A 21,130-nucleotide genomic window follows, 5' to 3' on the forward strand; every position below is an offset into this window, starting at 1 on the left:
TATTCAGAGCACCGTGAATGCGCCGTTGGCGACATTGTGCGCGATGATCGGCATGACGACACTCCCGGTCTTCTCCCGCAGCCAGAGCAGGACGAGCGACGGCACGCCCGTCATCGCGAAGATCATCGCATCGAAGGCAAACGCCCCGTCCTCGTAGCTCAGGCCATGGGCAAGTCCGAACAGGACCGAGGTGAGCACCCCGCCATAGCCGATCGGAGCGCCCAGCACGGGCAGTCTTGCCCTGAACGCCTCGTTCATCGCGAGCAGGAGCACGCCGCGGTAGAATATCTCCTCGTCGAGGCCGGGCATGGTCCACTGGAAGGCTATGGTCTCGGCGTTGGCCGGTCCTTCGCCATCGCTCCAGGCCCAGTAGAAGAACAGGGCGCAGAACAGGGCCAGGACCGCAAGGGCCATCGGCCAGCCGCGCTCCTGCTTCAGCGTGAGCCCGCAGCGGCGAAACCCGAACGCGGGCAGAGCCGCGATCGCGAGCATCGCGGCGATGGCCATGACCTTGCCCAGCCAGTTCCAGTCCGCGGCCGGGGGAAAGTTCGGCAGGGTGAAGAAAAAGCGCGTGAGCAGGAGATCGTAGAGCGCGTAAAGGCCGAGCGCGACGAGAAACCAGGACAGGCGGAAGCTCTTGCGGAAGGTCAGGGCGCCGATCGCGCCCAGCACGGCGACCGCCCCGATCTGGCCGAGCATGAGAATGAATTCTTGCATTTGCGCCCCCGCTATCGGCGCAAGTTCTATCACCGAAATTTCCTCGCTGTCTTCGCGAAATCCGCGTTCGTCAGCGCTATGGCGCAGTCTGGCCGTCCACGATTCCGTAGCGCCACGCGCCTTCCAAGAGATAGCGGTCCATCGCCGCGCGTACCGCGTCCGGCGTGACGGCGGCGAGTTCGGAATGCAGCATCATCAGGCGTTCCGGCGCGGAAGGATCCTGGAAGCTCAGGCCGGCGAGATGGTCCCCGAGCGGGCGAAGATTCGCGGCGTTGAGCCAACGGCGGTAGAAGTCGAGCAGCTGGTCGCGCGCCTCGAGAATGGCGTCGTCGCTCATCCCGGTGCGCACATCCGCGAGAGCGGACTGCAGGAGTGACGGCGCCGCGGCCGGATCGAGCTCCGGCCCGCCGAACAGGATCGTGAAATAGGCCGGAGCGCGCTCGGCGAGCGGCGGGATCGCCGCGCCGTAACCCCTTGCATCGGAGAGTGCGGTGACCGAAGCGCGCCCGGCCAGGGCCCGGCCGAGCGGGGAGAGGGGAGCTCGCGAGACCTGCCACAACGTCTCGAACGGCCCGCGCCCGCCCAGCAGATACTGGTCGAGCACCAGAAGCGCGGCGAAATCTGGATCAGAGGAAGCCGGCGCGGCAAACCCTGCCGCGACCCAGTCGCCTTCGAGCGTGTCGAAGCGGCGAATGACCGGGCCCGCGTCCTCCACGATCGCGTCGGCGCGCAGGAGGCCCTCAGGCTGCAGGGGCTCCCGCTGCGGCAGGGGCCCGCGTGTCGCGAAGGCCGCGAGCAAGGCGCCCTCCATCGCCGCCGGGTCGAGATCGCCGGCCACGACGAGCGTGACGTTCTCCGGCCGGTAGACGATCGCCTGATAGGCTTCGATCGTCTGCCGGGAGAGGGTCCCGGCGAGCGCGCTTTCCGCCTCGATCTCGGGGCGGTTGCCGTAGAAGGCGTGCTCCAGCGCATATTGTGCGCGGTACTGGCCGTAGGCGCCCGTGCGTTCGAGCTCGTCGAGGATTCTCTGGCGCTGTGTCTCGACGAGTTCCTCGGGTACGGCGAAGCCCCAGAGCTTGGCGCTGTAGGAGAGGGCGAGCGCGAGTCCGGAGGCGTCGGTGCCGTCCGGCTTGTTGATGGTCAGCCATGCCGAGACGTAGTCGGATCGCGCCTGCGCATTGCTATCCAGCGAATCGGACCCCTCCGGATAGGACCAGTCGCGTATCGAGGCGCGGGCGTTGGCGAAGACGTGCTCGGAAAAGTGCGCAAGGCCCGGAATGGCTTCGGTCGCCTGGCCATGGCGGGTATAGAGCCCGGCGAGGATGCGCGGTTCGATCCCCTCCGGGGCTTCGGCGCGGGCGATGACGACCTGGAAGCCCTGCGGCGCGGTGAAGCTGCGGATCGGACCGGTGATCAGCGGATCGTCGCCGGCCGCGGCGAACGCGGGCGGCAGCGCCGCTGCCAGACCCAGCGCCGTCAGGGCGGCGCACAGTTGAAACCTCATCGAACTCTCCCCAGCTTCGCGTGGCACCGGCAAGGATGCGCGCAGGGCTCCCGGCGGATGCAGGCGCGCCCTGTGTCTGGCCTGTTGCGCAAATCGTCCGAGCCTAGTATACGCGCTCGCTCATATTGCCGGGCGGTTGTCCGCCGGGGCAATCCCGGACTCAAATGACTTCAGACGTTGGAGAGGCCCGATGGCGGTCCCTAAGAGAAAAACCACCCCGTCCAAGCGCGGCATGCGCCGGGCCCACGACGCCCTGTCGGCCCCGGCCTATGTCGAGGACAAGGACTCCGGCGAGCTGCGCCGTCCGCACCATGTCGATCTGAAGAGCGGCATGTATCGCGGCAAGCAGATCCTGGAGCCGAAAGAGGACTGATCCTCTTTCCGGTTACGGTCGAATTCGAGGAGCCCCGTGCGGAACGCCGCGCGGGGCTTTTCGCATTGACCGGCCTCGTCTATGAAGCGCGCCAAATCCTCCCCGCGAACAGGAGCCGTCCCCCATGACCGCCATCGTCGACATCATCGCCCGTGAAATCCTCGACAGCCGCGGCAATCCGACCGTCGAGGTCGATGTCACGCTGGAGGACGGCTCCATGGGCCGTGCGGCGGTGCCCTCGGGCGCCTCGACGGGGGCCCACGAGGCCGTCGAGAAGCGCGATGGCGATGCGCGCTACAACGGCAAGGGCGTGAAAGAGGCCGTCGCGGCCGTCGAGGGCGAGATCTTCGACGCGATCGCCGGTTTCGACGCGGAGGAGCAGCGCCATATCGACGAGGTGCTGATCGGGCTCGACGGCACGGACAACAAGTCGCGCCTGGGCGCGAACGCCATGCTCGGCGTGTCCATGGCCGTGGCCAAGGCTGCGGCGGCCGCGGTGAACCTGCCGCTCTATCGCTATCTCGGCGGCGTGAATGCGCGAATCCTTCCCACCCCGATGATGAACATCATCAATGGCGGCGCGCACGCGGACAATCCGATCGACTTCCAGGAATTCATGATCATGCCGGTCGGCCTGGAGAGCTTCTCCGAGGGCCTGCGCTGCGGCGCGGAGATCTTCCACGCGCTGAGGAAGCGCCTGAAGGCGGACGGCCACAACACCAATGTCGGGGACGAGGGCGGGTTCGCGCCGGACCTGAAGAGCCCGGAGGCCGCGCTCGACGCCATCCTGAAGGCGGTCGAGGATGCCGGCTACACGCCGGGCGAGGAGGTCGCGCTCGCCCTCGACGTGGCCTCCACCGAGTTCTTCAGGAACGGCAAGTACGTGCTCGATGGCGCGGGAACGAGCTATGACTCGGACGGCTTCGCCGACTATCTGAAAAAGCTCGTCGCCGACTACCCGATCCTCTCCATCGAGGACGGCATGGCCGAGGACGACTGGGCGGGCTGGGTGAGCCTGACCGAGGCGCTCGACGGGGAATGCCAGCTGGTCGGCGACGATCTCTTCGTCACGAATCCGAAGCGCCTGTCGCGCGGCATAGAGGAGGGCGCGGCCAATGCCATCCTCGTCAAGGTCAACCAGATCGGCACGCTGTCGGAGACGCTGGATGCCGTCGAGATGGCCCTGCGCGCCGGCTATGGCGCGGTGATGAGCCATCGCTCGGGCGAGACCGAAGACGCCACCATCGCCGACCTCGCCGTGGCGACCAATTGCGGGCAGATCAAGACAGGCTCGCTGGCCCGTTCCGACCGGACCGCGAAGTACAACCAGCTCCTGCGCATCGAGGCCGAACTCGGTTCCACGGCGCTCTATGCGGGCCGCCGCGCGATCGCGGCAGGCTAGACCGCCGCTACAGGAGCGAAATTGCCCGCGGGGCCGTGAGAGGGTATCTCACGGCCCCGTATTCGTTTTGCCGACAGGAAGACCGACATGGCCCAGAGCTTCTACGACCGCCTGAAGGAGACGCTCGAGGAGATCGAGGCCGACGGCCTCTACAAACGCGAGCGCGTCATCACCTCGCAGCAATTCTCCGAGATCGACGTCGAGCGCGAGGGCCGCGCCGACCATGTCATTAACCTGTGCGCCAACAACTATTTGGGCCTTGCCAACCGGCCCGAGCTGATCGAGGCCTCGAAAGCGGCGCTCGACCGCTACGGCTTCGGCATGGCCTCGGTGCGCTTCATCTGCGGCACGCAGGAAATCCACCGCGACCTGGAAGCCAAGCTCGCGAGCTTCACCCAGAAGGAGGATGCGATCCTCTATGCGGCGGCCTTCGACGCCAATGGCGGCCTGTTCGAGCCCCTTCTGGGCCCGGAAGACGCCATCGTCTCCGATGCGCTCAACCACGCCTCCATCATCGACGGGATCCGGTTGTGCAAGGCCAAGCGCTATCGCTACGCGAATTCCGACATGGACGATCTCGAGGCCAAGCTGAAGGAGGCCAGGGCCGACGGCGCGCGCACCATCATGATCGCTACCGACGGCGTGTTCTCCATGGACGGCTATATCGCCAGGCTGAAGGAGATCACCGATCTCGCCGCGAAGTACGAGGCGCTGGTGATGGTCGACGACTGCCACGCGCACGGCTTCATGGGCGCGAAGGGGCGTGGTACGCCGGAGCATTGCGGGGTGATGGACAAGGTCGACATCATCACCGGCACGCTCGGCAAGGCGCTCGGCGGGGCGATGGGCGGATTCACCGCGGCGAAGAAGGAGGTCGTCGACCTCCTGCGCCAGCGCTCGCGGCCCTATCTGTTCTCCAACTCGCTGGCCCCCTCGATCGTCGGGGCGAGCCTCACCGCGCTCGACATGGTCGCGCGCGGTGACGATCTCAGGGCCCAGCTCTTCGACAACGCCAAGCGCTTCCGCAAGGGCATGAGCGAGGCCGGTTTCGAGCTCCTGCCCGGCGAGCACCCGATCATTCCCGTCATGCTCGGCGATGCCGCGCTCAGCCAGAAGATGGCGAACGCGCTGATGGATGAGGGCGTCTACGTGATCGGCTTCTTCTATCCGGTCGTCCCCAAGGGCCAGGCCCGCATCCGCACGCAGATGAGCGCCGCCCACACGCCCGAACAGATCGACCGGGCGGTGGAGGCCTTCACCAAGGTTGGGAAGCGTCTCGGGGTGATCTAACCTTCTCGCATGAAGCTCTTCCGAATCATCCTGCCCGTCGAGGATATCGAAAAGGCCGCAAGGCTTTACGGCGAACTTTTCGGGCAGGATGGCAGCCGCGTCTCGCCCGGCCGGCACTATTTCGACGCCGGCGGGGTGACGCTCGCGCTCTATGACGCGATCGCGGACGGGGACACCGCGCCGGCCGACGTGGCGAGCGAACCGGTCTATTTCGCCGTCGCCGATCTCGAGGCGATGCGCGAGCGCTGCGCTAAGGCCGGGCTCGACTTTCCCAAGATGGACCTGCCCGGCGTCGGCGTGCTCGGGCGCATCGAGACCCGGCCCTGGGGCGAGCGTTGCTTCTACGCCATGGACCCGTTCGGCAACACGCTGTGCTTCGTCGACGAGGCGACCGCGCTCACAGCCTGAGCGCTCACGAGCCGAGAATCATCCGCGCGCGCTTTCCCAGCACCGCCCGCGCGCCTGCGCTGATCGCGACGCAGATCGCGAGCGAGCCGGCGAGCAGGCCGGCCATCAGGGCGATCGCGGCGAGGGGACCGAGCGGGGGGTCGATGACGAGCCGCGCGACATGGCCGATCGCGTAGAGCACGAAGAGGTGCAGGAAGTAGATCGCGAAGGCGTGCCCGGCGAGCGTGTCGAGGACGCGTGGAACCCGCGGCTCGATGGCCTTCAGCCCGGCGAGGAACAGCCCGGCGAGCGCCGCCTTCTGGAGATAGAACACGCTCTCCTGCAGGCGCACCGGGCCCGCCAGTCCGGTCCCGTTCCAGACCATCCAGACCAGGAGCGCGCTGGTCACGCCGGCAAGGAGCGCGAGGAGCGGCCAGATGCGCGACATCCCGGCCGACACGGTCGCGTAATCGCGCCCGAGCGCCATCCCGCCGGCATAGGCCCCGAGGAAGTAGACCGCGTTCTGGACCGACAGCTCCGCCCCCGTGCGCGTGACGAGCAGCGGGGCGAGCCCGAGCGCGCCGACCGCCCAGATCCCCCACGAGCGCGACAGCAGCGCGCTCACCAGGGGCGTCAGCGCGAACAGCACCGCGAGGACCGGGATGTACCAGAACTGGCCCATTGCCGTGCCGAGCAGGATGTGGCGCGCACCGGCTTGCACGAAGGCGAGGGGGCCCTCGCCGAACACCTCGAAGTCCTGCGACCAGTGCCAGTGGAAGAGCGTGAAGACCAGGCTCATCACCGCGTAGGGCGCGAGCACGTATTTCAGCTTGCCCTCGAAGAAGCGCGCCCAGCCACGATCCTTCAGGACCGCGGAGAACAGCAGGCCGGAGATCAGCGCGAAATAGAGCGTGGAATCGTGAAACAGCGCCTCGTTGAGCGCCGCGATGGCCCTGAGGGCCGGATCGCCTGCCGTCCCGCCGCCGAAGTCATAGACGGCGAGCGAGCCGGCGTGGACCGCCACGATATTGACGATCGCCACGCCCCGGAATGCGTGCAGGTGCGCGATGAAGCCGGGCTGTCGGTCTTGCGTCACGGGCGCTCCGGGCGAGGGCGGGACGTCACCCGGCTCGCACGAAACCGGGGTCCGGGCAAGCCCGCCCGCGCCGCGGCGAGATTTGCATTGCGGTGCGGGCGGCCCCCGGCCTAGATTTCTCGTGGAGGGGGACAGGCGATGACCCGGAAATCCGACGACACGCGGACCCGCAATGGGGCCGAGAGCACCAACGCAGCCGGCGATGAAGAGGGCGCGCTTGCCGCAAGCTCGGCCCACCCTTCCGACGAGATGCTGCCCTTCCTCAACAATTTCCACGACATATTCACCACGATCGGCATCCTGATCCTGTCGGGCGGGCTCGGGATCGGTGTGGTCCAGCTTCTGTCCGGGATCGGCTTCGCGGCCGGCAGCCTGGCCTGGCAGATCATCGCGATCCTGCTCCTGGCCGGGACCGCGCTGATCTATTGGGGGATATCGGCCGTCCTGGTCGGGCGCCAGCGGCGCATCCTTCCGGGCGTCGTCCTCAGCCTCGCCTTCACCGGATCGGCCGCGCTCGTGCTGGGCTGGCTCTACTATCTGGGCGTTACCGAACTCTGGCAGGTCGATCCCGAGGCGTTCGATGCCGCTTTCGAGGCCGGGGCGTCGGACGCTTCCATCCGCGAGCAGGTCGACGCCGTGCTGGCGGAGCTGCCCCTTGCGGTACGCATCTTTCCGGTCGTCGCCGTGCTTGCCGCACTGCTTCCGGTCCTCGTGTACTACCGGTCCTTCCGCCTGCCGTTTGCCGGCGGCCTCACCGGGGTCGCGCTGGTGGCGCTGGCGGCGGCGACCTATCTGGTCGCGGATCCGTACGCCTTCGTGGTCCATCTGCCGCTGATCAACCTGCTGGCCGGCCTTGCGCTCTTCCTGGCCGGTCTCGTCTTCGACATGCGCGATCCGGCACGCACGACGCGCCTGTCGGGAACCGGGTTCTGGCTGCACTTCTTCGCGGCGCCGACGCTGCTGGGCGCCGCGGTGAACGCGACCTATACCGGCTGGCGTCTCGACGAGAGCGACTTCGCCGATCCCGCGGCCGCCGGCGGCCCGATCGGTGCGATGGCGAGCGGGGAAAGCGGGGAGGCGGTCGCGCTCGCCGCCGTGACCCTTGCCGTCATCGCGGGCTTCGCCCTGGTCTCCCTGCTCATAAACCGGCGCGCACTCATCGTGTCGGGCCTCATCACGGCGGGCATCTCGATCGGGGTTCTCGTCAGCCAGCTCGGCCTCGGCGCGGGCACGGTGGTGGCGGTCACCCTGCTCGCGCTCGGCGGCGTGGTGGTGATCCTCGGGGCGGCGTGGAACCCGGTGCGCCGCGTGCTGCTCGCGCCGTTTCCCAGGCAGGGTCCGCTCGCGCGGCTCTTCCCGCCGGCACGCGGGCTCGCCGGCTAGGATTTGCGCACCGCGCCGATTGTCTTCGAGGCTGCGCTCGCGCTAGATCACGCGCCAGCGCAGCTCACAAGGCCGGAAATTCCATGAAAGCCCTCGTCAAAGCCAAGCCCGAAGAAGGCCTCTGGATGCAGGATGTCGACAAGCCCGGGATCGGGCCGGACGACGTGCTGATCCGCGTGCACATGACCGCGATCTGCGGGACCGATGTGCACATCTACAATTACGACGAATGGGCGCAGAAGAACGTGCCGGTGCCCATGGTCGTCGGCCACGAGTTCGGCGGCGTGATCGAGGAGGTCGGGCGCGACGTCACCCGGGTGAAGCCGGGCCAGCGTGTCTCCGGCGAGGGCCATGTGGTGGGCGAGAAATCGCGCGCCGTGCGCGCCGGACGCTTCCATCTCGATCCGGAGACCAAGGGCGTCGGGGTCAACATGCCCGGCGCGTTCGCCGAATACCTCAAAATCCCCGCCTTCAACGTGGTGCCGCTGCCCGACGACGTCTCGATGGAGCAGGCCGCCTTCCTCGACCCGCTGGGCAATGCGGTGCATACCGCGACGGCCTTCGATCTCGTCGGCGAGGACGTGCTGATCACCGGGGCCGGGCCGATCGGCATCATGGCCGCGGCCGTCGCGCGCCATTGCGGGGCGCGCCACATCGTGGTGACAGACATCAATCCCGACCGGCTGAAACTGGCCTCGAAGGTCTGTCCCAGCGCGCGCACCGTGGATACCACGAAGGAAGACCTGCGCGACGTCATGGCCGAGCTGAAGATGACCGAGGGCTTCGATGTGGGCCTCGAGATGTCCGGGGCCGAGCCGGCCTTCAAGCAGATGGTCGAGCACATGGTGATGGGCGGCAAGATCGCGATGCTCGGCCTGCCCGGAAAGCCGTTCAGCCTGGACATGGGCAGCCTCATCATGCGCGCGATCACCTTCAAGGGCATCTACGGGCGGGAGATGTTCGAGACCTGGCACAAGATGCTGGCCATGCTGCAATCGGGCCTGGATGTGTCGAAGCTCGTCACCCACCGCCTGCCGGCGAAGGAATTCCAGGCCGGCTTCGACGCGATGCGCTCGGGCAAGTCCGGCAAGGTGATCCTGGACTGGCGGGACGTGTAGCCTTCCCCTCCGGCGGTGACAAAGGCGTTCGAATGACCTGTGAAACCACTCCGCTCGAGTTCATCACCCGGCCCGAGAGCGAGATGATCGAGCGTGCCCGGGCCTTCTACGCCGAGATGAACCGGCGCCGGACGGTGCGCGACTTCTCCGAACGCGACGTGCCGCGCGAGATCATCGAGCAGGCGGTGCTCACCGCCGGCACCGCCCCGTCCGGCGCCAATCACCAGCCCTGGCATTTCACCGTCATCGGCAAGGGTCCCGTCCGCAAACGCCTGCGCGAGGCGGCCGAGGCAGAGGAGAAGGCGTTCTACGAGGACAAGGCCAGCGCCGAATGGCTCGAGGCGCTCGCCCCGCTCGGAACCGACGCGAACAAGCCCTTCCTGGAGACTGCGCCCTGGCTGATCGCCGTGTTCGCGCAGCGCCGCGGCGGCATCGAGCCGGGTGCGGACAAGAAGAACTATTACGTCGCGGAGAGCGTCGGCATCGCCTGCGGGCTCCTGCTGGCGAGTCTTCATCATGCGGGCCTCGCCACGCTTACCCACACGCCGAACCCGATGGGCTTCCTGTCGGAGATCTGCGGCCGGCCGGCGAGCGAGAAGCCCTACATGCTCATCGTCGCCGGCTACCCGGCGGAGGCCGCGCATGTGCCGGTCCACGCGCTGAAGAAGAAGCCGCTCGGCCAGATCTGCGATTTCCTGTGACGGGCGGCCCTGCGCAGGCCATACCCGTCATGCTGCACCCGGACGGGTTCAAATCGCCCGCGCCTTCGGGTTAGAACCGGGGCCGAAGGGGAGGGTCATGTCGAGCATCGATAACCAGCATGAGCGCGGAGAGACCGGCGGTGCCGGTTCCTTCCTGAACCCGGCCGCGCCGATTCCCTCAGAGACTGCCGCTAAGGGGCGGATTCGCCTGGCCGGACTGCTCGGCCTGCTCGTCGTGATCTCGGCAGCGGTATCGCTCGGCGATGCGGTGCAGACGCTGTTCGGCGACCGCAGCGAGGAGGGGCGGGCAGGGCCCGACATCGTGCTCGCGGGCCTTCTCGCCTATGTCGTGGCGATCGTCGCTTTCAGCTCGATCGCCATGCTGTTCGTCCAGCGCCTCTGGGTCGTCGGCCTGTTCGTCAACGCGGCCGGGCTCTGGGTCGGCATCCGGCTTGTGCTGACCTTCCAGCAGCTCGGTGACGCGCGCGGCGTCATCGTCGGCGCGCTCAACTTCGTCTTTGCCTGTTTCGTCGCGCTCGTCATCGTTCACGCCCTGCGCGGCGCGCTGCATCTCTACGAGGCGCGCCGGCGGGCGGGATGAGACATCAGCCGGCGGTGCGGACCCGCGGTTCGCTCGCCGTCACCGACCAGATGAGCGCGATGATCCAGCCGATCACCGTCCAGCCCAGCAGCAGGTTCGTCAGGAAGATGGCGAACGCGTTGTGATGGCCGCGCAGCAGGGCGATGAAGGTGGGCAGGAAGTGCAGCAGGGCCAGCAGGATCAGGATTTCCATATCGTCCAACCTTTCTTGGTCTCTTCTGGGAGCTCCACGGTTGCCTCCGTGGATTATCGATTTTCGATAAATGTAGCGAGTCGACGCGGCCGCCGCAAGACCGATTTGCTGGCCCGGGCGAATGGACGTATCCGGATCAGGGGCTGGGGCGGACATGATCCTGGCCAGGCTCAGCGGTCATCTGCGGACGCAGAACTGGACGGCAGGCGCCGCCTGGACACACCCATCGACGGAGCGCTCGCCGATCCGGAAGCGGCTTCGAAGGTTTTCGTGATGGCCGGGCTCTATGGCCGGGTGCTCGAAATGCAGTTGCAGATGAACGAGAGCACGCTGGGGCTTCGCGACACCCTGCTGGAAGCCGTGGAGTCCCGATAGGGCCCTGTGATCCGCGGCACAGCCGGACTGTCAGGGCAGGAGTAGGAGGGGAAGACGTCTCGCAGCCCGGAGTTCGCGATGAAGCGCTTCACATCTCTCAGCCTTGCCGCCGCCAGCCTCGTGTTCTGCGCCCTGCTGGCCTTCAGCCCGGAACCGGCTCTCTTCATGGCATGAAGCCGGACCCCGGCTCCGGCGCCCGCAGCTCGCGCGCGGGAAGCATCGGCGCCGTGGGCGGCGGCGCCGTGAGCGGCCTCTGCGCACCGCGCCCATCATCGTGGAATTCGATCTCGCCGGTCCTCAGCAGGAGCACTTCGCTGCCGGCCTGGCGCCGGGCGCGATATTCGTCTTGGTCGATCAGGCGATGCGTCGAGAAGACATGCCATGCACCGAAGTCGTCGCGGACCGGCACGCTGCGCGATCTCAGGAAGCGTTCGACGCCCCCCTGGCTGGTCGACCAGATGCTTTCAGCAGACGCCACCGCGCCATCGAACAAGCCCAGTTGCTCCAGCCGGTCGAATTGGTGATCGGCATCTTCCCCGATCGCGCCGTTGAGCGGCATTCCGGTCTTGATCGTGGCGAAAGCGCCGCCGAAGGCGCGAAAGCCGTTGGAAAACTCCACGAGGCGAACAGCGCCTGCGCGCAGGTGAATGAGGCTCGAGATCTGTTCTGAGACCGCAACGCCGTTGCGCCAGTCATCGAAGATCGGCCGGTTCGCCGGTTCCTCGAGAAGCGCGCGAAGGCGTGCGACGACTTCCGGAGTGGGCTGGAGCCCGCCTTGCTCTAGCCGGGATATGTAGGCCTGGCTCAGCCCGAGCAGGGCGGCGACGGCCTCTTGCTTCAGGTTCTGACGCTGACGCAGCTTTTTCAGAGCGAGTCCCCAGTGCGTCGCGTCAGTCCATTCGGTCATCCCGGAGCCTGTCTGATCTTCGAGTTCGCACTACCTCGGATCAGGCCCGGATTCTCCCCTTGTCTTGAAGCGACAATTCCGCATCTGAATATTTAATTATAAAAAGTGCTAGTTAAAATAGTAAAACGACTATCATACGTGGTGCCGTTGTCCTGGAGGACAAGTAAATTCGGGTCAGATGAGCCAGAAAATGCCCCGGCAGATCGTCTGCCGGGGCATTGCCTTGCTGCGTTCATTCTGAACTAGGCGTCTCCCGTTTCCGGAAACTGATAGTCCTTGAACATTTCGCGCAGCTTGGTCTTCAGGATCTTGCCCGTCGCGCCGAGGGGCATTTCCTCGATGAACTCGACGCCATCGGGGAGCCACCATTTCGGCACGCGCTCGGCGAGATATTCGCGGATGCTCTCTGCGGTCGGGGTGGTGCCCTTCTTCGGCTGCACGATCAGCAGCGGACGTTCCTGCCATTTGGGATGGGGCATTCCGATCGCTGCGGCCATGGCGACGTCGGGATGACCCATCGCCGCATTCTCGAGGTCGATCGAGCTGATCCATTCCCCGCCGGACTTGATCACGTCCTTCGACCGGTCGGTGATGGTCATGTAGCCGTCTTCGTCGATATGGCCGACATCGCCGGTGCGGAACCAGCCGTCATCGGTGAAGGCCTCGGGCCCGGCGCCGCGGTAATAGCTGTCGATGATCCAGGGGCCGCGCACCTGGATGTGGCCGGCGGACTGGCCGTCACGCGGCAGGACATTGCCTTCGTCGTCCACGGTGCGCATCTCCACGCCATAGACCAGGCGGCCCTGCTTCAGCTTGATCTTGACCTTCTCGTCCTCGGACAGGTCGTCGTGCTTGGGCAGGAGCTTGCCGACGGTGCCGAGCGGGCTCATCTCGGTCATGCCCCAGCCCTGCTGCATGTCGACGCCATACTCGTCCTGATAGGCGCGCAGCAGCGCCTCGGGCATGGCCGAGCCGCCCATCAGCACCTTGTCGACGCTGTCGATGCGCTTTCCGCTCTCGCGCAGATACTGCAACAGGCCGAGCCAGACGGTCGGCACGCCGAGAACCTGGCTGACCTGTTCGGTCTCGATCAGCTCCTGGACCGACTTGCCGTCGAGCTGGGCGCCGGGGAAGACGAGCTTCGCGCCGGCCATGGCCGAGGCGTAGGGCACGCCCCAGGCATTGACGTGGAACATCGGCACCACCGGCATGATCACCCCGTGCGCCCCGACCCCGATCGTGTCGGTCGACAGGCTCATCAGGGCGTGCAGCACGGTGGAGCGGTGCGAATAGAGCGCGCCCTTGGGCTCGCCCGTCGTGCCGGAAGTGTAGCACAGCCCGGCGGCCGTGTTCTCGTCGAACTCCGGCCAGTCGTAGTGCGGCTCGGCATTGTTCAGCAGCGTCTCGTAGACGTCCGGCCGGGTCTTCATGTCCGGCTTGTGCGCCTCGTCGGTCATCACGACCCAGCGCTTGACCGTCTTGCACGACTTGGCGATGGCGTCGACGATCGGGGCGAAGGTGACGTCGAAGAAGACGTGGCGGGCCTTTGCGTGGTTGATGATCCAGGCGATCTGTTCGGGGCCCAGGCGCGGATTGACGGTATGGATCACCGATCCCATGCCGGAGACGGCATAGTAGAGTTCCAGGTGACGATGCGTGTTCCAGGCGATGGTCGCGACCCGGTCGCCGGGTCGCGTCTTGATGGCCTTGAGCGCATTGGCGAGGCGCATGGCCCGGTCATGGCAGTCCTTCCAGCCGTAGCGGTGGATCGCGCCGGTGTCGGGAAGCCGGCTGACGATCTCGCGGCCGCCGTGGTTGAGTGCAGCGTGCACGAGAATGCTGGAGATCATCAGCTGACGATTCATCATCTGCCCGCGAAGCATGGGCAATCCTCCCCTCAGGTTTCTGGTCCGCCGGACATCTCGCGGCACGGTCGGACCGATCATGGCTGTTGTGCGTATCAAAAGCGGCGGCGGCGCTTTGCGCAATCCTTTTGCCTGATAAAGTGTGCGCGGCAAAACGCCAAGATTCCCGCGGAGACACGAAACCCATGCGCGATGGCCTTGAGGTGCCGGTATTCGATGACGTCGAGCAGGCCGCACGCCGCCTGGACGGATGGGCGGTTCGCACGCCGCTGCTGAACAATCCCGCGCTCGACGCGGCGCTCGGCGGACGCGTGCTGATCAAGCCGGAAATTCTCCAGCGCACCGGCTCGTTCAAGTTCCGCGGCGCATTCAATGCGCTCTCCCGGCTGTCCGATGCGCAGAAGACCAGGGGTGTCGTCGCGTTCTCGTCCGGCAATCACGCCCAAGGTGTCGCGGAGGCGGCGAAGCTGCTCGGCATACGCGCGCGCATCGTGATGCCGCACGACGCGCCGGCGGTGAAGGCCGAGGGGGTACGCACCCGCGGCGCAGAGGTGATCGGCTATGACCGGGAAACCGAGGACCGCGAGCAGATCTGCACGCGCCTCGCGCAGGAGACCGGCGCGGCGATCATTCCCTCCTTCGACCATCCCGACATCATCGCCGGGCAGGGCACGTGCGGGCTGGAGATCTTCCAGGATCTCGCCGCGCGCGGAGAGCGGGCCGACCAGCTGATATGCTGCGTGGGGGGTGGCGGGCTCATCGCCGGCATCAACCTCGCCGCAGAGGCGCTTTCGCCGGACACGCGGATTTATGGGGCGGAGCCGGAGGGCTTCGACGACCATGCCCGCTCGCTGGCCTCCGGCGAACGCCAATCCAACATCCGCAAGGGCGGTTCGGTGCAGGATGCCTTGCTCTCCGAGGCGCCGGGCAGGCTCACCTTCGCGATCAACCGGCCTCGCCTTGCCGGAATCGGGGTCGTCGGCGATGCCGAGGCGATGGGCGCGGTCCGCTACGCCTTCTCGGTGCTCAAGCTGGTCGCGGAACCGGGCGGAGCCACCGCCCTCGCAGCGGCCCTGTCGGGCAAGATCGATTGCAAGGGCAGGACGACCGTGATCGTCATCACCGGCGGCAATGTCGATCCGGCCCTGTTCGCGAAGGCGATCGGCTAGTCGCGCGCGCCGGTATCGTCCTCGGGTTCGATCTCGGGAGCGTCGGGGGCGGGTTCGACCGTGGCGCCCTCCGTGGGCCCGCCGACCGCCGCTTTGGCCGCGGCCGCTTCGGCCTCCGCCGCCAGCGCCTCCATCTCCTCGAGCGCGCGAATGAATTCCTCGGGCAGGGCGGGCAGGGGACTTGCCCCGCCTTCGCCGACCATGTCGCGTTCCATCAGCAGCGGCGCCGTCGCGTCCGTGCTCATGCGCGCGCGATAGACCTGCAGGTTCTCGAGCACGCGCATGACGTAGTTGCGGGTCTCGGAGAACGGGATGTGCTCGACCCAGTCGATGGGATCGATCGCCCCGGTGCGCGGGTCGCCGTATTCCTCCACCCAGCGCCGCACCCTGTGTCCCCCGGCATTGTAGGCGGCGAGCGCGAGGATCAGCGCCCCGTCATAATCCTCGGTCACCTCCTCGAGATGGGCCATGCCGAGGGTGAGGTTGTAGTCCGGGTCGTCGGTCAGCCACTGGAAGTTATAGGGCTGGCCGAGCTGGCGCGCCGTGTCGCGGGCGGTTGCCGGCATCATCTGCATGATGCCGCGCGCACCGGCCGAACTTACCGCCCGGGCATCGAACTCGGTCTCCTGGCGGATCACCGAATGGGTGAGGGCCGCTTCGGGAAAGATCGGCGCGGCATCGGGCAGGTCGATGAGGGGATAGGCGCGTTCGGCGAGCGTCATCCCCTGCATGCGGCCCGCCTTGGCCGCGCGTACGGCCTGGCGCAGGCGGAAGAATTCCAGCGCGATGTCGGAAAGCATCGCGGTTTCGGCCGGCGACGTCATCTCGTCGTCGAGATGATAGATGAAGACGCGGAAATAATAGTCCTCGCCCAGCTCTCCGAGCAGGCGCAGCGCCTGGATGTCCGCCCGCGCCTCGAAGGCGGCGCGCTGCTCGTCCGTGATCTCCGGGTCCGGCGGCAGGGAGAGCGTGGCGGCGTCCGGGCCGAGCGCGAGGAGGGCGAGCTGGCCGTAATAGGTCGTCGCGTGCTGGGCGGCGGCGAGGAAGCGCTCGCGGGCGAGTTCCAGATCGCCGGCCGCTTCCGCGGCGCGCCCTTGCCAGTACTTCGCCCGGCCGAGCGAGACCGGCGTCGAGACGCCCGCCTCCAGCCGGTCGAAGTGGGCGAGCGCCTGTTCCGGCTCGCCGAGCCGGGTCAGCGCGAGCCAGCCGGCGAGGAATTCCGCGTCGGCGAAGTCGACCCCTTCGCTCATTCCGTTCGCGGCCGCGAGATCGTAGGCGGTCGCCACGTCTCCGTCACGCAGGAGATCGAGGATCTGCAGCTTGCGTTCGGTCCACATCGCGGCGAGCGCGCCGCTGTCGTGATAGCTGTCGGGCAGTTCGAGCAGAAGCGGAAGGTCGGTGTCGAGCCCGGCCTGGCGGCGCCAGCGCGCCCGCTCGTAGAGCAGGCCGGGATGGGTGGTCAGGCTGTCGGGCACCGCGTTGACGGCCGCGTCCACCCCGCTCGAGCGTGCCGCAAGACGGATCCGCGCCGTGGCGACGCGCCGCTCGCCCTCGCTCAGCTGCGGCAGGAGCCGGCTCGCTGCGGTGCGCTGGCCGCTCCACAGCAGCATGTCGACGCGTGCCGCGTGATCCTCGGCGGTGAAGAGGTCGCCGTGGCGCGACAGCGTCCGGTCCTGGGCGGACAGGCGCATGACCTGCGTGCGCCAGGCCTCGACGAGCTGGGCTTCGCCCTCTTCGGACCGGCCGATCTCGATCAGCGCCTCGCCGAGCGCGACGCGGCCCTCGCCGGTCACCGGCTCGCGGCCCTCGAACCAGTCGACGATCAGGGCAGCAGAAAGACCGGAATCCTCGATCTTCCATTCCGCCTCGCGCTGTATGTTCCAGCGCATCGGCCAGCCCTGGAGTTCGTCCAGGGCGAGGTCGAGTTCGGAAAACGCCGCGCGCGGATCGGAGATCGCGATGCGCCAGAGCAGGAGGTTCTTGGCGACCTCGTTCGCGATCGTCCGGCGTGCGGTGCGAACCTCGTCCCACTCGTCCTCCTCGGCTGCGGCCATGCCGCGCCTGAAATTCGCGAAATCGGCATCGCCGAGGATTTCGGAATGGTTCTCGACCGGCGGCTTCAGCCGCGGCACGGGAGCCTGCGCGAGGCTCGGCGCGGCGAGCGTGGCGGCGGCGATGAGGCTGGCGAGAAGGGGGAGGCGAGAGATCATCTCAGGACCCGTTGCGGCCGAAAACGGTCGTTTCGATAGCGTCGCGCAAGCCCGATCCACTGTCTACCGTGCTTGCGCATGCTTGGCGGAGGAAGGCGGCCTCTTTATGGTCCGCCGGGATGTCTTCACAGCAGGTTATGGAAAGCGTCTTGCCCATGTTCCGGGGTTCCTTCACCGCCCTCGTCACGCCATTCAAGAACGGTGCCGTGGACTGGCCGGCCTTCGAGGCGCTGATCGAGCGCCAGATCGAGGCGGGCACGCACGGCCTCGTCCCGGGCGGCACGACGGGCGAGACCCCGACGCTGACCGAGGAGGAGCGCCGCCAGGTCATCGGGCGCGCGGTCTCCATCGCGGGCGGACGCGTGCCGGTGATCGCCGGGACGGGCACGAATGCCACGGCCTCCACCATCGAATGGCAGAAATTCGCCAAGACCGTCGGCGCCGATGCCGGCCTCGTCGTCGCGCCGTATTACAACAAGCCGTCCCAGGACGGGCTGGTGGCCCATTTCAGGGCGGTGGCCGAGGCCGTCGCCCTGCCGATCATCGTCTACAACATTCCCGGCCGCTCCATCGTGGACATCAGGCCGGAGACGATGGCGCGCATGGCCGAGCATCCCAATATCGTGGGCGTCAAGGACGCCACCGGCGATGTCGTGCGCGTCACCCAGCACCGCAATCTCATCGGCCCGGACTTCGTGCAGCTGTCCGGCGAGGACGCGAGCGCCCTCGGCTACAATGCCCAGGGCGGGCACGGCATCATCTCGGTCAGTTCCAACGTGGCACCGAAGCTGTGCGCCGAGTTCCAGCAGGCCTGTCTCGACGGCGCGTGGGAGAGGGCCCGGGAGATGGGCGACCGGCTGCAGCCCCTGCACGAGGCAATGTTCTCCGCGCCGAGCCCGGCTCCGGCGAAATACGCGCTCTCCCTGCTCGGTCTGTGCCGCAGCGAGGTACGCCTGCCGCTCGTGGAATGTCCCGACGAGGTGAAGGCGAAGGTTCGCAAGGCGCTGGAGGGGCTCGACCTGCTATGAGCAAGGCCAGGGGTTCCAATGACGGGCTCGTCGCGGTCAACCGGCGCGCCAAGTTCGACTACGAGATCGAGGACACGTTCGAGGCGGGCCTGCAGCTGACCGGCACCGAGGTGAAGACGCTGCGCCAGGGCAAGGCCAATATCGCCGAGGCCTATGTCAGCCCGGAGAAGGGGGCTGTCTATCTCATCAATGCCGACTTTCCGCCCTACGAGGCCGGCAACCGCTTCAATCACGAGCCGCGCCGGCCGCGTAAGCTCCTCCTGCACAAGAAGGAGATCGACAAGCTCTCCGGCTCGGTGCAGCGCGAGGGACGCACCATCGTGCCGCTGAAGCTCTATTTCAACGAGCGCGGCATCGCCAAGCTCCTCATCGGCCTCGCCAAGGGCAAGAAGGCCGTCGACAAGCGCGAGACCAAGAAGGAACGCGACTGGCAGCGGTCCAAGCAGCGGATCCTGAAGACATACGGGTAGGGCGCCCGCCCACGCCTGAAAGGTCCCGGCGTGCGAGACGCCGAGGCATGGGTCCGCCGGTCAACTCGGCGGGTCACACCTGGGCCGCGTTCACCCCGAGAGCGCCCCTCTCACCCCCGCGAACACCTCCTCGAACATCTCGGTCGTCAGTCGGCCCGTGTTCGTGTTGTAGCGCGAGCAGTGATAGCTGTTCACGAGCCTGAAGGCGCGCCCGTCCGGCCCCTCCAGATCGTGCCACGCATTGTGCTCGAACTTCCTGGCCGAGGCTTTCACCCCGAGCGCGCGCAGCGTGTTGGTATGGGCGATGCCGCCGAGCGCGAGGATGATTTCCAGCTGCGGCAGATCCTCGATCCGCGCGGTCAGGAAGGGCCGGCAGCGGTTGCATTCCTCGCCGGTCGGCTTGTTCTCCGGCGGCACGCAGCGCACGGCATTGGTGATCATGGCTTCGACGAGTTGAAGATCGTCATCGCCGTCCTTGTCGAACGTGCCGCGCGCAAAGCCGAACTTCTGCAGAGTGGGATAAAGCAGGTCGCCCGCCCAGTCGCCGGTGAACGGGCGCGCGGTACGGTTCGCCCCGGTACGTCCCGGAGCGAGACCGACGATGAGCAGGCGCGCGCCCGTGTCGCCGAAGGAGTGGACCGGCGCGTTGTGCCAGTGCGGCTCCTTGCGCGCGTTCTCCTTGCGGTACTCCACGAGGCGCGGGCAGCGCGGGCAGTCGAAGGGCGGCTCGGGCGGGAAGTCGCCCGCGTCCTTCCTACTCATTCTCGTCTTCACTCTCGCGCTGACGGCGCTCGCGCCCGACGAGCTTGCCGAGATCGGCGAGTTCGATGAAGGCATCCGCCTGGCGCCTGAGATCGTCGCTGGCCATCGGCGGGCTCGATTTCAACGTCGACACGACGGAAACGCGCACGCCCTTGCGCTGGGCGGCCTCGACGACCTTGCGGAAATCGCCATCGCCGGAGAACAGGAGGATGTGGTCGAGATAGGCGGAGGCTTCCATGATGTCGACGGCGATCTCGACATCCATGTCGCCCTTGATGCGCCGGCGACCGGTCTCGTCGGAATACTCCTTGGCGGCCTTGGTCACGACCTTGAAGCCGTTATAGTCCAGCCAGTCGATCAGCGGGCGGATCGGCGTGTAGTCGTCGTTCTCCAGCAGGGCGGTGTAGTAGTTCGCGCGCAGCAGCCGTCCGCGTTTCTTGAACTCCTCAAGGAGCTTGCGATAGTCGATGTCGAAATCGAGCGCCTTCGCGGCGGAATAGAGGTTGGCCCCGTCGATGAAAAGTCCCAGCCGTTCGTTGGGGTAGAAGGTCATCCGCAATGCCTTTCCGTAATGGCTAATTCCAATGAAGCACGACCCGGGAATCTATATAGCCCTCGGATCGAACCAACCCTACAGGCGAAAAACGCCCGCTCAAACGCTTTGTTTCGCGCTCGGGGCGCTGCGGACTGCAGGCGTTGCGGTCGAGTCCGCCTCGCGTCCGTGGAAGACCCCGGCCTGGCCCGATCCGGCCGATCCGCCCTTCGCAAATGCCTGCGCGCGCATCGAGACCGATCTCGCTCCCGAGAGCCTGATGGTGCTGCTGCATGGGCTCGAGGAGGAATTCGGCCGGGCCCGCACGGTGCGCAACGCGCCGCGCACGCTCGATCTCGATCTCGTCGACTATCGCGGGCAGGTCAGGGGCGGCGGCGAACTCCTCCTGCCGCACCCGCGCGCCCACATGCGCGCCTTCGTGCTGCTGCCGCTGCGCGAGGTGGCTCCGCGCTGGCGCCATCCCGCAAGCGGGGAGGGGATCGACCGGCTCATCGCGGCACTGGCGTGGAGCGATCGCCAGCTGGCGCGGCCTGCCGGCCCGCCGCTGAAGCCTGCTGCGGTGCAGCGCGGCGCTTGAAGCGCGGATGCCGACAGGGTATCTGTGAGGTTTGAACCGATATCCGCCCATCAGGAGCGCTCCCCCACATGGCTCGCGTCACCGTCGAAGATTGCATCGAGAAGGTCCCGAACCGCTTCCGGCTGGTTCTCCTGGCCGCGCATCGCGCGCGCAACATCGCCGCCGGCGCCGAACTGCGGATCGACCGGGACAATGACAAGAACCCGGTGGTGGCGCTGCGCGAGATCGCCGAGGACAAGCTCAATCTCGACAGCCTGGGCGAGAGCCTGATCGCCGGCCTTCAGCGCGTCATCCCCGCCGAGGACGACGAGGACCGCCCGGTTCGCCGGACCGAGGCGGCCGAGGAAGCCCCCGAGCCCAAGCAGCTTCCGGCCCCGGAAATGGACGAGGCCGCCATGCTCAAGGCGCTGCAGAGCGACCGCGACGGTCCGACCGACGGCCGGATGTAG

Annotated in this window: 23 protein-coding genes; 14 read left to right on the forward strand and 9 right to left on the reverse strand. The window is 67.1% G+C overall.

The window, feature by feature from the left end:
• Positions 1–3: 3 nt before the first annotated feature.
• Positions 4–717, reverse strand: coding sequence for a CPBP family intramembrane glutamic endopeptidase, BDIM_20840 family (locus JW792_RS04035; RefSeq protein ID WP_135997409.1), 714 nt, complete (start codon positions 715–717; stop codon positions 4–6).
• Positions 718–793: 76 nt separating this feature from the next.
• Positions 794–2,221 (reverse strand): M16 family metallopeptidase, encoded by a 1,428-nt coding sequence (locus JW792_RS04040; protein ID WP_135997410.1) that lies wholly within the window; start codon positions 2,219–2,221, stop codon positions 794–796.
• A gap of 190 nt (positions 2,222–2,411) precedes the next feature.
• On the opposite strand from JW792_RS04040, the gene rpmF reads away from it, so the two are divergent.
• The 4 genes from rpmF (at position 2,412) to JW792_RS04060 (ending at position 5,694) form a co-directional block, all read left to right on the forward strand.
• Positions 2,412–2,594 (forward strand): 50S ribosomal protein L32, encoded by a 183-nt coding sequence (rpmF, locus tag JW792_RS04045; RefSeq protein WP_135997411.1) that lies wholly within the window; start codon positions 2,412–2,414, stop codon positions 2,592–2,594.
• Between the two features lie 124 nt (positions 2,595–2,718).
• Positions 2,719–3,996 carry a phosphopyruvate hydratase gene (eno, locus tag JW792_RS04050; protein ID WP_135997412.1) on the forward strand — a complete coding sequence of 426 codons (1,278 nt, stop codon included), beginning with the start codon at positions 2,719–2,721 and terminating at the stop codon, positions 3,994–3,996.
• Between the two features lie 87 nt (positions 3,997–4,083).
• Positions 4,084–5,286: a glycine C-acetyltransferase gene (locus tag JW792_RS04055; RefSeq protein ID WP_135997413.1), complete on the forward strand. Its 1,203-nt coding sequence runs from the start codon at positions 4,084–4,086 to the stop codon at positions 5,284–5,286.
• A gap of 9 nt (positions 5,287–5,295) precedes the next feature.
• Positions 5,296–5,694, forward strand: coding sequence for a VOC family protein (locus JW792_RS04060; RefSeq protein WP_135997414.1), 399 nt, complete (start codon positions 5,296–5,298; stop codon positions 5,692–5,694).
• Positions 5,695–5,698: 4 nt separating this feature from the next.
• Here JW792_RS04060 and JW792_RS04065 read toward each other — a convergent pair whose 3' ends face one another.
• Entirely contained in the window at positions 5,699–6,769 is a 1,071-nt protein-coding gene (locus JW792_RS04065) for an acyltransferase family protein (RefSeq protein ID WP_158291655.1), read from the reverse strand.
• Positions 6,770–6,907: 138 nt separating this feature from the next.
• On the opposite strand from JW792_RS04065, the gene JW792_RS04070 reads away from it, so the two are divergent.
• From JW792_RS04070 to JW792_RS04085, 4 genes are all read left to right on the forward strand, one after another.
• Entirely contained in the window at positions 6,908–8,152 is a 1,245-nt protein-coding gene (locus JW792_RS04070; RefSeq protein WP_158291656.1) for a hypothetical protein, read from the forward strand.
• Positions 8,153–8,235: 83 nt separating this feature from the next.
• Complete coding sequence (gene tdh / locus JW792_RS04075) at positions 8,236–9,270, forward strand: L-threonine 3-dehydrogenase (protein ID WP_135997417.1); 1,035 nt, start codon at positions 8,236–8,238, stop codon at positions 9,268–9,270.
• Positions 9,271–9,302: 32 nt separating this feature from the next.
• The gene (locus tag JW792_RS04080; RefSeq protein WP_135997418.1) at positions 9,303–9,971 is read left to right on the forward strand and encodes a nitroreductase family protein; all 669 of its coding nucleotides are present in this window, start codon (positions 9,303–9,305) and stop codon (positions 9,969–9,971) included.
• A gap of 97 nt (positions 9,972–10,068) precedes the next feature.
• Positions 10,069–10,572, forward strand: coding sequence for a hypothetical protein (locus JW792_RS04085; RefSeq protein ID WP_135997419.1), 504 nt, complete (start codon positions 10,069–10,071; stop codon positions 10,570–10,572).
• 4 nt (positions 10,573–10,576) lie between these two features.
• On the opposite strand, the gene JW792_RS04090 is transcribed toward JW792_RS04085, so the two are convergent.
• Positions 10,577–10,765, reverse strand: a complete 189-nt coding sequence (locus JW792_RS04090) for a superinfection immunity protein (protein ID WP_135997450.1) — start codon at positions 10,763–10,765, stop codon at positions 10,577–10,579.
• Positions 10,766–10,813: 48 nt separating this feature from the next.
• Between JW792_RS04090 and JW792_RS04095 the strand changes: the two genes are divergently transcribed.
• The gene (locus JW792_RS04095; RefSeq protein ID WP_135997420.1) at positions 10,814–11,140 is read left to right on the forward strand and encodes a hypothetical protein; all 327 of its coding nucleotides are present in this window, start codon (positions 10,814–10,816) and stop codon (positions 11,138–11,140) included.
• Between the two features lie 163 nt (positions 11,141–11,303).
• Here the strand turns inward: JW792_RS04095 and JW792_RS04100 are convergent, their stop codons facing one another.
• Positions 11,304–12,047, reverse strand: a complete 744-nt coding sequence (locus tag JW792_RS04100) for a helix-turn-helix domain-containing protein (protein WP_135997421.1) — start codon at positions 12,045–12,047, stop codon at positions 11,304–11,306.
• 242 nt (positions 12,048–12,289) lie between these two features.
• Positions 12,290–13,930, reverse strand: a complete 1,641-nt coding sequence (locus JW792_RS04105) for a long-chain-fatty-acid--CoA ligase (RefSeq protein ID WP_135997422.1) — start codon at positions 13,928–13,930, stop codon at positions 12,290–12,292.
• 167 nt (positions 13,931–14,097) lie between these two features.
• Here JW792_RS04105 and JW792_RS04110 point away from each other — a divergent pair, with 167 nt between their 5' ends.
• Entirely contained in the window at positions 14,098–15,081 is a 984-nt protein-coding gene (locus tag JW792_RS04110) for a threonine ammonia-lyase (protein ID WP_135997423.1), read from the forward strand.
• Here the strand turns inward: JW792_RS04110 and JW792_RS04115 are convergent.
• Positions 15,078–17,291, reverse strand: a complete 2,214-nt coding sequence (locus JW792_RS04115) for a lytic transglycosylase domain-containing protein (protein WP_206340893.1) — start codon at positions 17,289–17,291, stop codon at positions 15,078–15,080. The two genes, JW792_RS04110 and JW792_RS04115, sit on opposite strands and share 4 nt — an antisense overlap.
• A gap of 155 nt (positions 17,292–17,446) precedes the next feature.
• On the opposite strand from JW792_RS04115, the gene dapA reads away from it, so the two are divergent.
• Both dapA and smpB read left to right on the forward strand, forming a co-directional pair.
• A complete protein-coding gene (gene dapA / locus JW792_RS04120) occupies positions 17,447–18,319 on the forward strand; it encodes a 4-hydroxy-tetrahydrodipicolinate synthase (protein ID WP_135997424.1) in 873 nt (290 codons plus the stop codon).
• Entirely contained in the window at positions 18,316–18,789 is a 474-nt protein-coding gene (gene smpB / locus JW792_RS04125) for an SsrA-binding protein SmpB (RefSeq protein WP_135997425.1), read from the forward strand. The genes dapA and smpB overlap by 4 nt, the downstream gene beginning before the upstream one ends.
• Before the next feature lie 90 nt (positions 18,790–18,879).
• On the opposite strand, the gene JW792_RS04130 is transcribed toward smpB, so the two are convergent.
• Positions 18,880–19,551 (reverse strand): uracil-DNA glycosylase, encoded by a 672-nt coding sequence (locus JW792_RS04130; RefSeq protein ID WP_135997426.1) that lies wholly within the window; start codon positions 19,549–19,551, stop codon positions 18,880–18,882.
• On the reverse strand, positions 19,544–20,104 hold the full coding sequence (locus tag JW792_RS04135) for a LabA-like NYN domain-containing protein (RefSeq protein WP_135997427.1): 561 nt from the start codon (positions 20,102–20,104) through the stop codon (positions 19,544–19,546). The genes JW792_RS04130 and JW792_RS04135 overlap by 8 nt, the downstream gene beginning before the upstream one ends.
• A 31-nt stretch (positions 20,105–20,135) precedes the next feature.
• Here JW792_RS04135 and folK point away from each other — a divergent pair, with 31 nt between their 5' ends.
• Positions 20,136–20,681 (forward strand): 2-amino-4-hydroxy-6-hydroxymethyldihydropteridine diphosphokinase, encoded by a 546-nt coding sequence (gene folK, locus JW792_RS04140; RefSeq protein ID WP_135997428.1) that lies wholly within the window; start codon positions 20,136–20,138, stop codon positions 20,679–20,681.
• A 68-nt stretch (positions 20,682–20,749) separates the two neighbouring features.
• A complete protein-coding gene (gene rpoZ / locus JW792_RS17185; protein WP_135997429.1) occupies positions 20,750–21,130 on the forward strand; it encodes a DNA-directed RNA polymerase subunit omega in 381 nt (126 codons plus the stop codon).

This window comes from Marinicauda algicola (genome assembly GCF_017161425.1).
GTDB lineage: Bacteria > Pseudomonadota > Alphaproteobacteria > Caulobacterales > Maricaulaceae > Marinicauda > Marinicauda algicola.

Excerpts from the sequence above, each read along its gene's own strand:
- JW792_RS04035 (WP_135997409.1), bottom strand. The coding sequence starts at position 717 with ATGCAAGAATTCATTCTCATGCTCGGCCAGATCGGGGCGGTCGCCGTG.
- JW792_RS04040 (WP_135997410.1), bottom strand. The coding sequence starts at position 2,221 with ATGAGGTTTCAACTGTGCGCCGCCCTGACGGCGCTGGGTCTGGCAGCG.
- rpmF (WP_135997411.1), top strand. The coding sequence starts at position 2,412 with ATGGCGGTCCCTAAGAGAAAAACCACCCCGTCCAAGCGCGGCATGCGC.
- eno (WP_135997412.1), top strand. The coding sequence starts at position 2,719 with ATGACCGCCATCGTCGACATCATCGCCCGTGAAATCCTCGACAGCCGC.
- JW792_RS04055 (WP_135997413.1), top strand. The coding sequence starts at position 4,084 with ATGGCCCAGAGCTTCTACGACCGCCTGAAGGAGACGCTCGAGGAGATC.
- JW792_RS04060 (WP_135997414.1), top strand. The coding sequence starts at position 5,296 with ATGAAGCTCTTCCGAATCATCCTGCCCGTCGAGGATATCGAAAAGGCC.
- JW792_RS04070 (WP_158291656.1), top strand. The coding sequence starts at position 6,908 with ATGACCCGGAAATCCGACGACACGCGGACCCGCAATGGGGCCGAGAGC.
- tdh (WP_135997417.1), top strand. The coding sequence starts at position 8,236 with ATGAAAGCCCTCGTCAAAGCCAAGCCCGAAGAAGGCCTCTGGATGCAG.
- JW792_RS04080 (WP_135997418.1), top strand. The coding sequence starts at position 9,303 with ATGACCTGTGAAACCACTCCGCTCGAGTTCATCACCCGGCCCGAGAGC.
- JW792_RS04085 (WP_135997419.1), top strand. The coding sequence starts at position 10,069 with ATGTCGAGCATCGATAACCAGCATGAGCGCGGAGAGACCGGCGGTGCC.
- JW792_RS04090 (WP_135997450.1), bottom strand. The coding sequence starts at position 10,765 with ATGGAAATCCTGATCCTGCTGGCCCTGCTGCACTTCCTGCCCACCTTC.
- JW792_RS04100 (WP_135997421.1), bottom strand. The coding sequence starts at position 12,047 with ATGACCGAATGGACTGACGCGACGCACTGGGGACTCGCTCTGAAAAAG.
- JW792_RS04105 (WP_135997422.1), bottom strand. The coding sequence starts at position 13,930 with ATGCTTCGCGGGCAGATGATGAATCGTCAGCTGATGATCTCCAGCATT.
- JW792_RS04110 (WP_135997423.1), top strand. The coding sequence starts at position 14,098 with ATGCGCGATGGCCTTGAGGTGCCGGTATTCGATGACGTCGAGCAGGCC.
- JW792_RS04115 (WP_206340893.1), bottom strand. The coding sequence starts at position 17,291 with ATGATCTCTCGCCTCCCCCTTCTCGCCAGCCTCATCGCCGCCGCCACG.
- dapA (WP_135997424.1), top strand. The coding sequence starts at position 17,447 with ATGTTCCGGGGTTCCTTCACCGCCCTCGTCACGCCATTCAAGAACGGT.
- smpB (WP_135997425.1), top strand. The coding sequence starts at position 18,316 with ATGAGCAAGGCCAGGGGTTCCAATGACGGGCTCGTCGCGGTCAACCGG.
- JW792_RS04130 (WP_135997426.1), bottom strand. The coding sequence starts at position 19,551 with ATGAGTAGGAAGGACGCGGGCGACTTCCCGCCCGAGCCGCCCTTCGAC.
- JW792_RS04135 (WP_135997427.1), bottom strand. The coding sequence starts at position 20,104 with ATGACCTTCTACCCCAACGAACGGCTGGGACTTTTCATCGACGGGGCC.
- folK (WP_135997428.1), top strand. The coding sequence starts at position 20,136 with ATGAAGCACGACCCGGGAATCTATATAGCCCTCGGATCGAACCAACCC.
- rpoZ (WP_135997429.1), top strand. The coding sequence starts at position 20,750 with ATGGCTCGCGTCACCGTCGAAGATTGCATCGAGAAGGTCCCGAACCGC.